This is a genomic window from Pseudomonas kitaguniensis (assembly GCF_009296165.1).
In the GTDB taxonomy this organism is placed as follows: Bacteria; Pseudomonadota; Gammaproteobacteria; order Pseudomonadales; family Pseudomonadaceae; genus Aquipseudomonas; species Aquipseudomonas kitaguniensis.
Genome location: NZ_VUAZ01000052.1, coordinates 58,997 through 73,887 on the forward strand (window position 1 = coordinate 58,997; position 14,891 = coordinate 73,887).

The following is a 14,891-nucleotide window of genomic DNA, read 5'->3' on the forward strand; positions in this document are numbered from 1 at the left end:
GTGACCGGTAAGCAAAAATGATAAATATAAAAATTAACTATTTTTCAGTAGGTTAAAAGGAAATGACTTTAAAAAAAATAGATTCCGAGTCGAATGTTAGGGGACTTATCATTTTTTGAGTCGTGATTGACCTGAGCAAATCACCATTTCGATGTAATGTGGTTCACATACTTGCTGATTTTTTCCCATCTTGCTGAACTGCATTCTGACTTGATGTTGCACCCGCCGAGGGCTTTTTGAGCACATCGAATTCAGCGATTTGAATCTGATGATTTCTTCGACCTGAACCAGCATCAAAAAAATGACCTGCTCAGCGGAAATGGCAGCTATCCGCGGAGGTTAGTTAAAGCCTCTGAGCAAGCCTACTTATTCAGGCAAGCACCGTGCTTCTATAAAGGCTTATCCCAAAAGCCTCATCGAATATTATGAGTATCGCGATTGGCTGGACCACTATGAATATAGGCCCGCGAAAGACCGTAATTGAAAGTTTTGCAGCCAATTTCAATCTGAATGCTCCTCCAATGTTCGTACATACAGGATCGAATGCGCATTTGAAGGCAAGCATGCTGACATCTTCAAACCATGATTCCAGCCAATGCTGGCACAACGTCAGGAGGCCAGCAGCGGCCTAATTCTCGGCAGACCATACATACAGGATGACGATAGCTGGAAGTTGTAATCAAAATTCATGATTACCTAAAAAAACAAAACGGATCAATACGTTGTGGGTTGATAAGATAACTTTCTTTAAAAACCTTTAAGAGTTTCGTCCTGTCTTGGCTAGCTGCACAAAATGATATGGAGTAAATATCCATATAGGGGGCATAGAAGAACCTCTCAAGGTCGATCATTAACCCGAGCGGCAATTTTCTCAATGTTGAGGAAAATGCTAGCTACGACCCTGAGAGCTAAATCACCGCGGCCATAAGCTTGCATTTGCGACAGACTACCCGCCGAAACCGGACGTCTGCAAGGTACCGCTAACGGCCGAGGCTGTGTAAAAACGTTTTTGAGCGCGTCAGGTGCTCAAAACCAGACTGGAAATTGCGTTTCTACGCGAAATCCACATCTGCAGATGTGCCGATAAATTTCAGATTTAACGTAGACGCGGGCACTTCAATTCTGGCGAAGCGTTTTTACACACTCTGGGCCGATTTCTGTCGGTGACGACCGACTAAAAACGGCAAAAACAGTCATTCCCAAGAGCTTTTTTCCGCCCCAAGATGGCGAATCTATAGATGCGTACCTACCGCCGCGCGAAGCCAAACCTCCGTTAGGGCTTGGCTCGCGCTCAGCTTGCACTTAGATCGTCGCCCGAAAGGTATCTGCATTATTGAATGCGCTGTTTCCAGTTCCCTGCTTGCGCAGTGACACCATTTTCAGTCGGCACGAGCGTCCAGATCTTGGCCTCAATCCCGTCGTTTTGCAGCTTGCGCAGGAAGTAACGCGCCTGCAGAGCATCATGGGTAGCGATCACGACCTGGAAACCATGATCAACGATGTAGTCACGCAGCAAATCGAAAACCGCAGAGGCATGCACCAGATCGTGGTGCTGAGTCGGGTCATCCAACAACAGTGCTTTCCAAGGAGACCACTGATGACTAATGGCCATCGAGAGCAGGAAGGTCAGTTGAAGATCTGTCAACTGTGCCTCACTCGCGATATCAGGTACCGGTACCGCTTTATTGCCAAGCGGTACAGAAACACCGGCACGATCTTTGTTATACGAGCTGAAGAACTTCAAGCTTGCCTCGTGGAATCTGGACTCCCGCACGACCCGTTTCAGCAGCGCCTGCCAGCGGGGTACCACCTTGCCGACATGCTTCTGAACGTTCTCAATTTCTTTCTTGAGTGAGCCGTCCAGCAAATCCATCGCGTCCGAGATCAGGGTCAATCGCAAGAAGCTGGATCGCGCCGCATTGATGCTGTCATTGAGAAAAGCTTCGAAGGCCTCTTCTGAACGGTCAAGACGCTGAGCATCAATCAGCCGCTGGGCCAGTTGTGATTCATTCAACTTGGCCCAAGCAGAAATTTCCACCCCAATGCCTTCTAGTGCTGAAACATAACCTTCTAGGAGGGTCAACGTAGCGCGCAGCGTCGCTTCACGGGCTTGCGCAGCTTCTGCAAGTGGGTCGCCGGTCAACTCCAGTTCTTGCCAGCTTGCCCGGAATTGAAGAAGGAGCGTTTGAACCCTTCTGATTTCTTCCTCAGTCCCCTGGACAACGGTTGATGACTCAAGCAACAGATGCTGTTGGGTGTCTAGGGCGGATTGCACAGTCCCGACCTTACCGTTTAGATCGCTGATATTCTGTTCCAGCTGAGCTTTTGCTGCAGTGAGTTGCTCGAGCGTACGAGCCAGCGGTTCCCCAGAGGTGAGCGCGGCCAGTGAGGCGACTGCTTGATCCAGCCGCGTGGCCGCTTCGCTCTGTTGAACTCGGGCCAAGTCAAGCATGTGCTGTGCCGAGTTGAATGCTCGCTCGGTTTGTTCAAAGGCTTCAGGGGTAGGGAAAGCGTCCAACGCCGCTCGCTGATCAGCCAAACGCTTTTTGGCAGGAACAATGCTATCGAGTTGCTGCCTGAGCGCCTCTCTTGCCAACGGGAGCGAGTCACTAGCCAAAATCGGATCTGTACGAAACTGCGTAACTTGCCTTCCCAGCTCCACGCGTCTGGACTCCAAAGCACCCAATTCCCCTCGACTGAGGTCTAGTGCTTGATGCACTTTCTCAACCGCGACCTCACTGGCCGTTACCGCTTCCACCGCAGCCCGCAATTGCTGCTCAGCTGAGGTCAAACTAGGATTGATCGCCTCAAGGGCTTGAGCCACACGGGACTGAAGTTTGGCTGCACCATGCGGCTCCAGGCAAAGCGGGCATTGATCTTGGTCAGCGGGAAGATGTTGCGCTATGGATGCAACAGCCTGACGGATTGCGTCGGCGGAAGAACTGAGCATCTCATAATGTGATCGGGCAGTGGCCTCCGCAGCTTTACACGTCTCATACGAGGACCGTTCGGCATCCCGATCGATGCCCTGTTTATCGATGATCACTTCGAGCGCTGTGATTTGCTGAACAACCTCGCTGATCCGCTGCTCAGTGGCCTGCCAGTCGGCAAGCATTAGTTGACCCGCGTCCAGGCGCCGCTCGGTCTGGCTAATGCCCTGAAGCTGGGCGTCAATCTGAGCATGCTGGTTCCGAACACGTTGGTTGTGCTCATGCTGCTCGCGAAGTACACGAGAATCTTTTTCGGCCTCACGTAGGGCGGCAATCGCTGATGTCAACGCATCATTACGGTGATCGATCTCCTGTTTCGCACTTGTTTCTCCGATCAGGCGCTCAAGTTGCTGCCCGATACTGGCGAGCTCTTGCTGTGCAGAGTGGATACTGGCCTGATGCTCGTGCAATGCGGCACTGCCTTGAGCCCTTTTAGTTGTGTGGTGGCCAAACGTTTCACTCGCTGCCGTGAGGTCTGCATTGAGCTTTTCAAGCTGCTCCCGCGCCGCAACGAAGCTTTCAACAAGATCATTTACCAAGGCGAGGTTTGAGATTTGCGTCCGAGCACGCTCGACCTTTCCTTGCAAAATTTCGAACAGTGCGGAGTGTGCAATCGTCAACTCCTCCTGGCTCACAGGCCCGGTCAACAAGCCAGGCGGAATCTGACTCAAGCTTTTCGTCTGGTTTGCAGCGTCAGAGAGAATGTCCGCAATTCGATCGCGCGGACGCAATGCACCTACTGCACCAGCAGCAGCGATGCCACGCTCGTCAAGTAGACGATTCCACTCGTTCAAATCAGCCTCATGCCCAATCAGCACTTCTTCTGCGCGGGCTTTTTGCTCCGTGAGCGACCTTCGCACAGCTGCGAGGTTGGCGCGAGCTTTAGAACCGTCGCGACCAATCGGCAGCTTTGCCAGCTGGGATCCGGCTTCCTTTTCTTCCGCATTGACGATCCACCCGTTCTCCCTTTGATCCAAAAGGTGGGTTAGGCGCAGTAAAAATGGGATGTCACTTGAGGACACATTAGGAAAGACGCTGCTTAAGTCCCCGTCCTGGTTGACCTTGCCAGCTGAAGTCACACGTGATGTCGCGGTCAGCTCAGAAAAATTCAAACTGACTGCCGCTTCGGTCTGATCATCACGAATGATGTGGGCAATGTCGTCACGGAGTCGTGCGACTTTCCCAGTCAGACCAAACTCGATCGCCTCAAATACCGTTGTTTTCCCCGTCCCATTTGGTGCGAGCAAAATAGTCGCACCAGGACTCAGATCGATGGTGACGTTAGCCCCGAATTTACGCAGGTTCGACAGGGTGATTGAATTCAACTTACTCACAGCTGAACCTCACTTTCACTCAGCGAACCGATGAGTACACGCACGACATCCGCTCCGTTTTGGTTGGTCAGAAGCTGCGTTCTCCAGGCAGCGATGTGTGGAACTGACCAAGGGCGCTCATTGGACAGAGTATTCAACGCCGACACCAAAGGGTCGCTAAGCATCTCGACATCGCCAGCAGGATCCAAAGTCGCCAAGAATGTCCGGTTAAGAAAATCACCAGCCGCTTCAGATTCGCGCACAACAACCTTGCGGCAGAATCTGTCATCAGTCTCAATCCGAGCAGCATCATCCTTGGCGATACCGCTGATCATCAGAAACATATAGAGGTCTGCAGTCTCAGGTTCCGGCAGCACATCCCGGACATCGGCGGCCCATTGGTTGGCTGCCTGCAGGGCCGTTAGTGGAAGCTCGATGAGCAGAACCGTCCGCCAGCCCGCCCGTTCGATGTGGGAGCGCTTGAGCCGAAGAACATGCGAGTCGTACTCGACCTCAGGCAGCATAAGTTCCGTTACGTCCCGGGGACACAAGTCATACCGACCCTCTACACGCTGAATGATTGCGCTAGTCAATTCCTGCAGTGTCAGCATGATTAGTGCCTTCCCCATAAGCTTCGATTGCTGCTTCGCGCGTGTCGCGCCAAGCATCCCAATGACGTTTAAATTGCCCTTGTAGCTGGGCGAGTGTTCCGGTGCGCAGGTACTTGAGCACCCCAAATCGTGTCACCAGCAACTTGGGTTGTCGCTCAGCTGCCATGCTGTGACTGGTTTCAAAATCATCAGCCATGCCGGAATCAAGCAGGCTCGTGGGAGACCCTTCTACGCCCGCAAGAATGACTACCGGTGCCGGTGAAGGCCCCAAAACAGCCATTAGCTCATCCGCAACAGGCCTCGCGCCGCTGTGATCGCCGGATACGCCTGACCAGTTTTTCAAAGCGATGCTGAGAACTTCCCCGATACTTGGGATTTCGCGCCAGTTGCCATCGTCATTACCGATCGCGACGCACACTAGAAGCAGCATCAAAATGGCGGTTTCCATTAGATCTGCAGTACGAGGCCCTACGCGCAGCGCGTGCTTCCCGTCCAAACCTTCTGTTTTGGGGTACATCATTTGCTCAAACAGCGAATCACGCGCAGCGGCGTCAGCTGTAAGCTCAGCGGCCCAAGAGCGCCACTTCGGTTCCAATGCTGCCAGTAATGGCGTGTCGGATACCGAGTTCAACCTGGCCGTGATGCGGGCTTGCAGCTGCTCCCACACAAGATCATTCATTGCCCTGTGAAGCTCTGAAGATTCATCTCGCGTCTCTAGGATCGTCGAGAGCTCTCGACCCGACGCACAGGACAGTGCTTCTGAATTGTCTATCCAAGGAAGCTCATCAAGATCATTGATGCTGATCCCTAGCGTCCTACCCAACTCGTTCCCGGCGCCTTGTCGCCAGAGCGGCTCACCCAAAAGCAGGCAATGGCTCCCGCTTTTCAAGTGCAGAGCTAGGCGAAGGATGGCCGAGGGGAGGGCCACTGTATTTGGTATGGGAGGGCAATAAGTAGCGTGCAGCCGCAGCTTTCTGTTGTTACCGCCCGCTGTCCAGTGGTGACCGACAACTTCCGTGGCAGCATGGAGTACTTGCAGGCTCGTCGTACCATTTAGGTTGTGGGTACCGGCGACCATCCAACTCGACCCAGCCTGCGGCTTAATTAGGTATTGCGTCCAGGTCACAGCATCTGACCGGCGTGCGTCTTTAAGATGGTTGGCTATCGCATGACAGCTGATGGCGTTAACATCCGTCGCACTTGTAGAAATGTACCCCACCAGCATCTCAAGGGTTGCCCGCGAATCATTAAAGTGTCGTCCTAACGACTCGCACGCACGATCTTCAAGGTTCTCTTCGCTCCCAACGGCATGAATCGTGAGTGTCCGCATCGTCTGTCGAACATGATTCCAGTCGGTAAAGCCGCACCAGGTCGTCAACCATTTGTAGACATTTTGCGTTGGGGTATCGGGGCGGCTGGAGAGGGCGGCCAAGTCAAGGCCATCCTGCTTGCAGAGTCGACAAAACTCATGCAAGTGGTTGGCGGTGATGAAGTCACTCCGCTTGCCCTTGAGGGCGACTTCCAGGCCAAGCAGGATAAGTGAAAAGGCACGGGCTGGCGGCTGCTTGGACTGGGGTGTGAGACTCCATGCAGACAAGCTCTTCATGGCCTTATCAAGCTCAGAGTCGATGGCGCTATCGGGCGGGACAACTGGCGTTGAACTTGCTGCTGCGTTGCTACCTGCCTTGGGTCTATAGGATTTGATGTAGTCGGCTTTATCGATGTGCTTATCGCAAAAGGGGGGCGTCTGCCGCTTGATCTGGAAGTGCTCGTAATGTTCATCCGCATGGTAAATGACCACGTCATCCCACTCACCGATATCGCCCTGTTCGGCGCCGATCAGCAACGGTGCAGTACGTCCAACCAAGTATTTGTCCAGCATGTCCGACAGATGCCGAGCAATTACCAACTTTTCGTAGCGGCCTTTTTGCTCAAGCCGGAACCTTCTTATCATTCTGAATCCCTTCAAGCATTTCGGTACCCAAGGCACCAATGGCAGGTGGCCACATAGTAGCGTGAGGGCTTGGCCGAAGGAACAGGGTTCCCGAGGTTCCCCGTATTCAGTAGCAGCTGGTTTTAGAGTCCAGCCTGCGAGCAGTCAACTCAGCGCTGTAAGAAAGCTGCCTGGTTCAGGCTTACCAGTTTTGAGTGCCTATCGCGCAAAAAACGTTTTTACACAGCCTCGGCCATTTTCTGCCCGTCCTGAGAGTCAGAAAACGACCGATTCTATTGAAAAAGTAGCTCCCCTGTTTGACCTGCGGCAAAATTGCTTCATTGGCCGGCGGGGGATCACAGAGCATGATGGGACAGTTATCGAGTGGGCAGGAGCGACTGTTTTACTCGTTCAACGTTGAAGATAACATCCCAGCCAATCATCTTCTAAGCAGCATTGATCAGTGTCTCGATCTGAGTGACCTGCGCCATTACCTAGCCGATTTCTATAGCCCTAACCGTTTTTGGCCGTTCTCTGCCGGTCATGTCTCCACAAGTCTTGCTGGTCAAATACGGTGCACATGACTGGTCAGGTCGAAAGCAAATGGGTGGTCATATGCAACGCAAACGGGTGGTCAAGTAGGGTGCAATTTCCCAACCCTGTTCCCGGATCTCCCTGAGCGGAACAATTGCGGGGATCCAGTGCGGTCGAGCGGCATCTGCGCGCTGACGCAGGAAGGCCTCGAAAGGCGCACGCACTCCGCGCGCGGGCCGTAGACGTTGGGCTTGTAATTTGAGGTGGCGTCGAATGGTATTGCGTGAGCAGCCCATTTGCCGAGCAATCGCTCGAATAGACAAAGCCTGATGAACAAGAACACTGATTTCCACGTGGTGCTCGTTGGACAGAATGGGCAGCACGCAAAAGCTGCATTTTGCCCAAGTGGGTCAGTTTTCAACCGGCAGAGTGGGTCAGTTTTGCATCGATACTGACACATAGGCCTCAGATACTCTTGAATGCTCTTTGAGTGGTATCCAGGATGCTGGTTGGTTGGTTGGCAGGCTGTCAGCATCAGCGAAGAGTTGATCGAATGGAGCCGGTTGCATGGGGCTCCCTCTGCCGCATTGCAATATGGAATCTCTCTTGCCGTCTTCCCAGGATGCATTGCCAGTACGTGATAGTGACTCAGCAAAGCGCATGGCTTGCCGGTAATGACCGGTGACATGATGAATTGAGGTCGACGAGACGAACTGTAAGGCCCAATAGCTGTTGTTTTCGTAGGTTATGCCTACCATTCGACATGGCTAGCCCTCAATCCCAAAACGGTGTCTTGAAAATGGACGTTTTCTGTCTTCATGCGATGCAATCGATATAAAACCGCGCAAAATCTTTAAGAAAAATCAAAATGAGTTATTCAAAAATCTCATGTAATACCAGTAGAGGCGGTGACTTGCTCGGGGCTGGAAAGAGTGTTCTGAATTTGAAATCACCAACCCAAAATGCATACACAAAAATCACCATTTATAGAGGTGGTGAACTAAAGCCTGAATTGAAAGGCAATCGCTATGCAATTCAGCTGGTCGTCGAGAGATCATGAACACTTAAAAAAATTTATTGCAAAAACCAATCGCTCTTTGATAAAAAAGGCCAAGCAAGTCATATCTTCGACAGGAGGATGATCCCGTGCCCATTGAGCTTGTAGAGGGTCTTCAGGTGATTGCGGCAGGCAAGGCTGCAGTTGTAACTCGTGCTCTTGGGGGTGAGCATGTCGAGGTTGTGCTTGTATCGACGTCAAAGACAGTGATTCTAAAGCTGTCCGATATAGAGTATCTAAAGCCAACTAATCGTCTTAATGTCGTTCCTTTGAGTACAGTTCGGCCGTTAGATGTGCCTGATCAGGAAATGAAAGAGGCATGCCGTCGTTTCGAAATACTGGAAAAGTTAAGAAGTGGCGAATTGAATTTTACAGAAGCATCTTTGGAATTGGGCGTAGCTAAAAGTCATCTGTACAAACTGCAAAAAAACTTTGACAAAGAACTAGGCCCTATAGGACTTGTAAGGAAGCTTCGAGGAGTAAAGCGAGGAGTGAGTAGGCTGTCGGAGCTCGCACAAGTTGAAATTATGAAATCCATCGCTAAATTCCAAAACGAGGAAAGTATTCCCCTGTCGACTGTCTGGAATGATGTGCAGATCGCATGCATGGAGAAGGGAATCGCCAGTCCATGTCAGCGGACTATTGTAAGAAGAATAAAGGCCACGCTCACCGCACGACAGGTAACCCGGTTGCGTGAAGGGAAGGCAGTTGCAACTCAAAAGCACGCTGCTAGACCCGGAAAACGCAAAACGGGACGCCCTTTAGAGCTAGTTCAAATGGATCACACGCTTGTAGATATTATTTTGCTTGCAAACGACCGTGTTCACATTATAGGTCGCCCATGGCTAACAGTAGTAATAGATGTCAATACGCGGGTGTTGCTGGGGTACTATTTAAGTCTGCATTCTCCTAGCGCTGTCTCTGTGGCCTCGGCTATGTCTCACGCAGTGCTAATGAAAAATGAATTTCTCGAAAGGCTTGATCTTGCTAAATACTCTTATCCTTTTTTTGGTGTGCCAGCGATTGTCTATATGGATAACGCCGGTGAATTCACGAGCGCTAAGTTTCTGTCGGCGTTAACCCGGGCGCAAATTGCTTACGACCACCGCCCCCTTGGAGCTAAACATTATGGAGGACATGTGGAGCGCTATATCGGCACGATGATGAACAAGGTTCATCTTTTAAGCGGCACAACAATGTCAGATTCAAGGGCGCGGAAGGATTTAAGTAAGTGTGCTGAGCCTACCATGACATTCAGAGAGTTTAGTCGCTGGTTTTGCCTGCAGGTATTTGAATACCACAACAAGGTACACTCTGGGCTAGGGGAGTCTCCAGCCGAGGCTTGGAATAGTTATTTTAAGCCAGCGGGTATAACTCCATATCCTCCGATCGTTACAGATCCGCATCAGTTCCGACTACAGTTTATGCCTACTGACACGCGAGACGTACATCCATACGGCATTCAATTCAAAGGAAAATTTTATTGGGATCCAATCATCGAGCCGCATATTGGGGCAAAGAAAGCAGTTTTTAAATATGATCCTTTTTCACTAAGCCAAATATGGCTCCGTGTTGATAGTAGCTACATCCCAGTGCCATTCTCGGATTTGAGCGAGCCTGACCTTACATTTGAAGAGTATCGCGCAAGCTTATGTTTTAGTGGTCGTAAGATCCCCGGGACGTTTACCGATCTGGCAGTAGTTGATTCTTATCGTGAGGCCGAGGGAATAGTAGGCGAGAGTAAAAAGCTCGCCGCGCGATCGAAGGCCCACAAGGAAGAATACCATCTTGCCCACCCAAGCCCTAATGTACCCGCTGAAAATGTATTAAATGTTGATTACACGCGACCACCTAAACCATTCAACGGAGGGAAGTGTCATGGCAGCTGATCATATTAGACAGGATCTTAAGCATTATTTAGATTTGGATGTTGATGCTAGGAAAGTAATAATGCTGCAAGATATATGGATAGACTATTCTCCGAGTGAAAAAATTTTCCAAATTATGAATAACATCGAGATGGCTCCGAAGCGGATTACTGCTCCAGCGTTATTAGTGAGTGGCGTGGGCGGAACAGGCAAAACGGCGATTGTCAGGCAAATTAAAAATAGGATCACGAATAGCAGCGGATTGATCTTTGTAAATATGGCCGCCGACCCTGACGAACTTGAGCGGAAAAAGGATTTAAAATCTGAAATATACAAAGAATTAGGCGTCCCTCTTTCATCTGCTGGTTTGCGCGGAAAATCATCAGTTTCACTGCCTAGAGAGCTTGTGGAAGTGCTAAGCCTAAGGTCCAAGTGGGGGCTTGTCATAGATGAGTTTCACGATCTTCTGCTCGTTGGCAAGCATGAGCAGAGAATGAACGGGTCGATGTTGAAAACCTTGCTTAGCGACCCCTACGGAATGAAACTGTTCGCATTTGGAGCAGTTGGGGCACGAAGAGTCCTAAATGCAAAAATCGAAACCAAAAGGAAGTTTACTGAGGTTCTATTGGATGATTGGTCGGAAAGCGAAAACTTCCGGTCATTTTTATTAGGGCTGGAGCAGTGTCTTCCGTTGAAAGAGCCATCTAGGCTTTATGAAAAAAAATTGACACAGTTAATATTGGTCTCTACAGGCGGTCGGATGGATAAGGTTATAGATTTAATACGCTCTGCTGGCTGTTATGCGTTGATGCGCAGACTTGAGCGTATAGATGAAGCCTGCATCGTAAGCGCTTCAGCTGACCCATGGGGCTTTTGATGAAGCACCTGAGTCAGTGTGTTAGTCCTTTTAAGGATGAGACTCTTAGCTCATGGCTCTACCGTATTTCTCTTCAGCGAAAAGTCATAGATATCAATCGGGTAAATATTCTACCCAAAGTAGAGATGCTATGGGACGGCCCGGTCCCACATAGTATTGATTTTGACTTCGATTTTTCCTCTGACTTTGCCAAAAATGCTGTTCTAATTACCGGCTTGAGCAGTAAGATAATTACAAAAACGTTTGCGCCACATACCCATAAATTAGTTAGCTGGGCGCGTCGTACGCTATTTTGTAAGAGTTGCCTAAGCGCAGACATTGCTTCGGGTCAATTGCCAGGGTGGCGTAAAAGCTGGTGTTATAGAGAATCCGTGCATTGCGTTTATCACAGAGAAGAACTTGTTAGCTTGGAACAAGCCCCTACCATCTCTAAATCATGGGATGCATTTGTACAGAACGTGCATGCCATGCACCCCAAGCCCACTATTAACGTCGAACGACTCTCTCTGTTGTGTTTTAACCTGTCGCATAGGATTTCCAAACGTAAAAAAGAGTGCTCACTTAGTGAATTAGAATTGTTTGCGAAATTATTTGACGTATTTCTAATGGCTCGTACGTTCAGATCCCGAGCAGGAGTGGCACATTACACGTTTGGCTCAAGATCGGTTCCGTTTCTCGAGCGCGTTACATCTTATGCTGATTCAATCAAATATGGGGCAGAGGTTTCTGGCGCAAGGGCTAAATATGGAAGTCTCTTCATGGTAGCGTATTTGATGGACCTATTGACAGATCGCGAAATAGATACCATCGCAAATATTGCCGAAGTGGTAAATATTTCATTTCCGTCCTCAAAATCCATTATTCCTACAATATATTTTGGGTGTGGTGATGTTTCTGATTATGAGTATCTACATGGCTATTTGGGAGGTTTTAACCGCATTCCTTGCAGCAAGATTGATATTTTGTTTGCTCGACTTGAAAGGGATGTCGGTCAGCGTATTTTTTGCCAAGACTTTAAATTTGGCTCCAGATAGCTGTTTAATTTCACTTGACTACAAATATTATATAGAATGCAGCATTATTTTATTTGTATATATTTTAGCGTTCGTTTATCAGTCTAATTTTCATAGAGTGTGCGGCCGATTATTCGCAATCTCGTTATTGATAATAAAGTTTAAGTTGCTAGGGGATCGGAACTCGGCACTTATAGCCTTGACTAACTTTGCGAGTTCCTGACGGAGCTGATCACTTCACCCTCCCCCGAGAGAGGACTGGCTTCTTCTTGTACCCCTACATCCGGATCCGGGTGGAGCTTTTCCTTATTTACTGTTGACGACTTAAATAAAGTTGTCGCTCGACTTTCGAGTAATGCACCCGCTTGAAAGTAGCCCATCACCGTAGTCACACTGCGGTGTTCAGTCATAGCCATCACTTCACCCAACGGAACACCCTGACGACCCGCCTCGGTCACGAATCCTGAGCGTAGACTATGCGCCGCCCAATCGCCCTCGAGGCCTGCCAATTTGGCTCTGCGCTGTACAATCCGCGCTACCTGGTCAGCGGACAGACCCGTCGGCCCAACTTTGTCTCCTTTATAGATACGTCGAAATAAGGGGCCTGTCTCCGCTGGTGCTGCCAACAGCCAAGCTGTAAGTGCCTCGCCTGCGGGACCGCGTAGCGGCTTTTCTCTGCGGACCCCGCCGGTGTTGGTTTTGGTCACACCCAGCGCATACAACCAAGTGTCGGTATCCAGTTGGCGTACATCGCTAATTTGTAAGTTCACCACCTCAGAACGCCGTCGGCCACCGCCGCTCCAGGCCAGTAGGAGGAGGGCGCGGTCACGCTGACCGCGAAGACCATCGGTGCAGGTGGCCAGCAGTGCCTGTAAAGATTCAAGTACGATGGCGGTTTTCTTACGCACCGATAGCCCGTGACGTGACTGCGCCTTGCGTGCCTCGCGTAGCAAGCTCTTGAGCGCCGGTGCATCGGTGGGGCTATCCCAGCTATTCAGTCGATGCCATTTGCCCAGCACCGAAAGTCGATGACTGACGGTGTTGTAGGCCAGCACACCCGGCTTGGCTTTGACCTTTGCGCGGATAAGCGCGGCATCAATGGACGCCGGCAATAAATGGACCCATTTGCCGTTGTCCGTCGGACGGGCTAGGTGATCAACCACAAACTGGACCGTCACTGCGGCGGGCAATGGCGCATCGCCTAGCGGGTGTCCGTAGCGCAGTTGTAACCACGCCGACCAATAGGCGAGGGCGCTGCGATAGCTACGCACAGTGTTATCCGCCGTGCCGGCGGCAATGAAAGCTGCAGCTGCTTCCTGTGCGTTGAGCGTCAGAAAGTGCAGGTCCAACGGCGCTTCGTCGACCTGCGAAATCTGGTTCGTAATATTTAATACGTCCAACGTATTTTAAATCCATATTGTGAAATATAACGTCGGATAACATTCTATTATCAGACCTAAATATACTCATCCAGATCAAGAATCACCACGCGAGCACCGTGCTGCGCGAACGTGATAGCGGTGGCGCGGCAAATGCCACGGGCGGATGCGGTGCCGGTAATGATCGCGATTTTGCCTTGAAGAAACATGGAGGATTACCTCGAATTGTTTTTATGGGTCGATTCAAAAAAATCGATAACTCAGCTTCTTCTTCACATCCTAGCTGAGCAATGGCCTGAAAAAAATTCAGCACTGGGTCCTTCGCGGCTGGCAGCTTGAGCAAAAAAGCTCAACAATCAGACGAATTATCGCGGAGCTACCTGCCATCCGTACCGATGTCGATGCACCTGTAATCCTCCCAACGCTGAAAGCAATTCAGGCGTTTGAACAAACGGCCCGGTTCAGCAACGTCGCGCGTGCCGCCGAAGTGCTGGACCTGACGCCTTCCGCGGTGAGTCATCAACTGGCGAAACTTGAGGCGATGATTGGCCGCCAACTTTTTGTCCGTGCAGCCCGGGGCTTAACGCTTACGCCTGTGGGGGAGCAATACCTCAAAGAATTCTCGGGGCAGCTTCATAGCTTGGCCGTCGCCACCGAGCGTGCGGCCAGTGATTTGAGCCTGGACTGTCTGCGCCTGCACTCGGCACAAAGTTTCGGACTGTTGTGGCTGATGCCCAGGCTGGAAGCGTTTCGTGCTTCTCATCCAGATATCCAGATCAACCTGTCGTGTTCCTACGAGTCGCTGCACTTCAGCCGGGACAAGATTGACGTGGATATACGCCACCGCACCGCGAACTGGCCAAGTTACGAAGTCCGCACAGTTCAAAACGAAACCTTGGCTGTGCTCGCTTCGCCGAAATTGCTTGCGCACTGTCCAATCCGCGCGGCATCCGATCTGTTGGACTGCGACCTAGTGCTTTCCGAAGCCACTTTGCTCAAATGGCCGCAATGGTTTGCCCAGCAAGGCCTGGCGCGCCCGGAAAAACCGTACGCGTTGAGTTTCGATCGCTCGTACATGTGTTGGAAGCGGCCAGCCATGGGTTGGGATTTGCCTTAGAAAGCACCTTGCTCGCCACGAAGTATCTGGCATCCGGCAGTCTGGTCGAAGTGGCGCCAGAGGCCCTCAGCACGCCGGTGGCTGCCCACCATCTGGTGTGTCCAAAAGCCCAATCCAGCTTCCCGCGAGTGCGGCGTTTCCTGGAGTGGATAGAGAGCGAGCTGGTGCACGGTTTTGCCTATTGAGCGGGCGCTTTCCA

At 50.9% G+C, this 14,891-nt stretch carries 10 protein-coding genes and 2 pseudogenes; 6 read left to right on the plus strand and 6 right to left on the minus strand.

Going from position 1 to position 14,891, the window contains the following annotated elements; genetic code table 11:
- Nucleotides 1-1,330: 1,330 nt before the first annotated feature.
- Genes F0169_RS09735 through F0169_RS09745 form a run of 3 tightly spaced genes read right to left on the minus strand, consistent with a single transcriptional unit; the run spans nucleotide 1,331 to nucleotide 6,868 of the window.
- The gene (locus tag F0169_RS09735) at nucleotides 1,331-4,324 is read right to left on the minus strand and encodes an AAA family ATPase (RefSeq protein ID WP_152746369.1); all 2,994 of its coding nucleotides are present in this window, start codon (nucleotides 4,322-4,324) and stop codon (nucleotides 1,331-1,333) included.
- Nucleotides 4,321-4,914: an ABC-three component system middle component 1 gene (locus F0169_RS09740; RefSeq protein WP_021492903.1), complete on the minus strand. Its 594-nt coding sequence runs from the start codon at nucleotides 4,912-4,914 to the stop codon at nucleotides 4,321-4,323. Before F0169_RS09740 ends, F0169_RS09735 begins: the two co-directional genes overlap by 4 nt.
- Complete coding sequence (locus F0169_RS09745; RefSeq protein WP_152746370.1) at nucleotides 4,889-6,868, minus strand: ABC-three component system protein; 1,980 nt, start codon at nucleotides 6,866-6,868, stop codon at nucleotides 4,889-4,891. Before F0169_RS09745 ends, F0169_RS09740 begins: the two co-directional genes overlap by 26 nt.
- Before the next feature lie 344 nt (nucleotides 6,869-7,212).
- Between F0169_RS09745 and F0169_RS09750 the strand changes: the two are divergent.
- Nucleotides 7,213-7,362 (plus strand): annotated as a pseudogene (locus F0169_RS09750) (IS5/IS1182 family transposase); the annotation flags it as partial.
- Between the two features lie 96 nt (nucleotides 7,363-7,458).
- On the opposite strand, the gene F0169_RS28375 reads toward F0169_RS09750, so the two are convergent.
- Nucleotides 7,459-7,764, minus strand: coding sequence for a helix-turn-helix domain-containing protein (locus tag F0169_RS28375; RefSeq protein WP_152746371.1), 306 nt, complete (start codon nucleotides 7,762-7,764; stop codon nucleotides 7,459-7,461).
- A gap of 763 nt (nucleotides 7,765-8,527) precedes the next feature.
- On the opposite strand from F0169_RS28375, the gene F0169_RS27830 reads away from it, so the two are divergent.
- Genes F0169_RS27830 through F0169_RS09775 form a run of 3 tightly spaced genes read left to right on the plus strand, consistent with a single transcriptional unit; the run spans nucleotide 8,528 to nucleotide 12,217 of the window.
- On the plus strand, nucleotides 8,528-10,327 hold the full coding sequence (locus F0169_RS27830) for a Mu transposase C-terminal domain-containing protein (protein ID WP_152746372.1): 1,800 nt from the start codon (nucleotides 8,528-8,530) through the stop codon (nucleotides 10,325-10,327).
- Nucleotides 10,317-11,183 (plus strand): TniB family NTP-binding protein, encoded by an 867-nt coding sequence (locus F0169_RS09770; RefSeq protein WP_172979391.1) that lies wholly within the window; start codon nucleotides 10,317-10,319, stop codon nucleotides 11,181-11,183. The genes F0169_RS27830 and F0169_RS09770 overlap by 11 nt, the downstream gene beginning before the upstream one ends.
- On the plus strand, nucleotides 11,183-12,217 hold the full coding sequence (locus F0169_RS09775; protein WP_172979392.1) for a TniQ family protein: 1,035 nt from the start codon (nucleotides 11,183-11,185) through the stop codon (nucleotides 12,215-12,217). Before F0169_RS09770 ends, F0169_RS09775 begins: the two co-directional genes overlap by 1 nt.
- Nucleotides 12,218-12,399: 182 nt before the next feature.
- Here F0169_RS09775 and F0169_RS09780 read toward each other — a convergent pair whose 3' ends face one another.
- Nucleotides 12,400-13,596: a site-specific integrase gene (locus F0169_RS09780; RefSeq protein WP_241679090.1), complete on the minus strand. Its 1,197-nt coding sequence runs from the start codon at nucleotides 13,594-13,596 to the stop codon at nucleotides 12,400-12,402.
- A gap of 65 nt (nucleotides 13,597-13,661) precedes the next feature.
- A pseudogene (locus F0169_RS09785) lies at nucleotides 13,662-13,784 on the minus strand (short-chain dehydrogenase); the annotation flags it as partial.
- A 224-nt stretch (nucleotides 13,785-14,008) separates the two neighbouring features.
- Between F0169_RS09785 and F0169_RS09790 the strand changes: the two are divergent.
- Both F0169_RS09790 and F0169_RS28040 read left to right on the plus strand, forming a co-directional pair.
- Complete coding sequence (locus F0169_RS09790; protein WP_341869095.1) at nucleotides 14,009-14,692, plus strand: LysR family transcriptional regulator; 684 nt, start codon at nucleotides 14,009-14,011, stop codon at nucleotides 14,690-14,692.
- Nucleotides 14,584-14,877 carry a LysR substrate-binding domain-containing protein gene (locus F0169_RS28040; protein ID WP_277753010.1) on the plus strand — a complete coding sequence of 98 codons (294 nt, stop codon included), beginning with the start codon at nucleotides 14,584-14,586 and terminating at the stop codon, nucleotides 14,875-14,877. The genes F0169_RS09790 and F0169_RS28040 overlap by 109 nt, the downstream gene beginning before the upstream one ends.
- Nucleotides 14,878-14,891 lie beyond the last annotated feature (14 nt).

What these genes read in the sequence shown, in the direction of transcription:
- F0169_RS09745 (WP_152746370.1), bottom strand. Translation starts at nt 6,868, where the DNA reads ATGATAAGAAGGTTCCGGCTTGAGCAAAAAGGCCGCTACGAAAAGTTG.
- F0169_RS09775 (WP_172979392.1), top strand. Translation starts at nt 11,183, where the DNA reads ATGAAGCACCTGAGTCAGTGTGTTAGTCCTTTTAAGGATGAGACTCTT.
- F0169_RS09770 (WP_172979391.1), top strand. Translation starts at nt 10,317, where the DNA reads ATGGCAGCTGATCATATTAGACAGGATCTTAAGCATTATTTAGATTTG.
- F0169_RS28040 (WP_277753010.1), top strand. Translation starts at nt 14,584, where the DNA reads ATGGTTTGCCCAGCAAGGCCTGGCGCGCCCGGAAAAACCGTACGCGTT.
- F0169_RS09740 (WP_021492903.1), bottom strand. Translation starts at nt 4,914, where the DNA reads ATGCTGACACTGCAGGAATTGACTAGCGCAATCATTCAGCGTGTAGAG.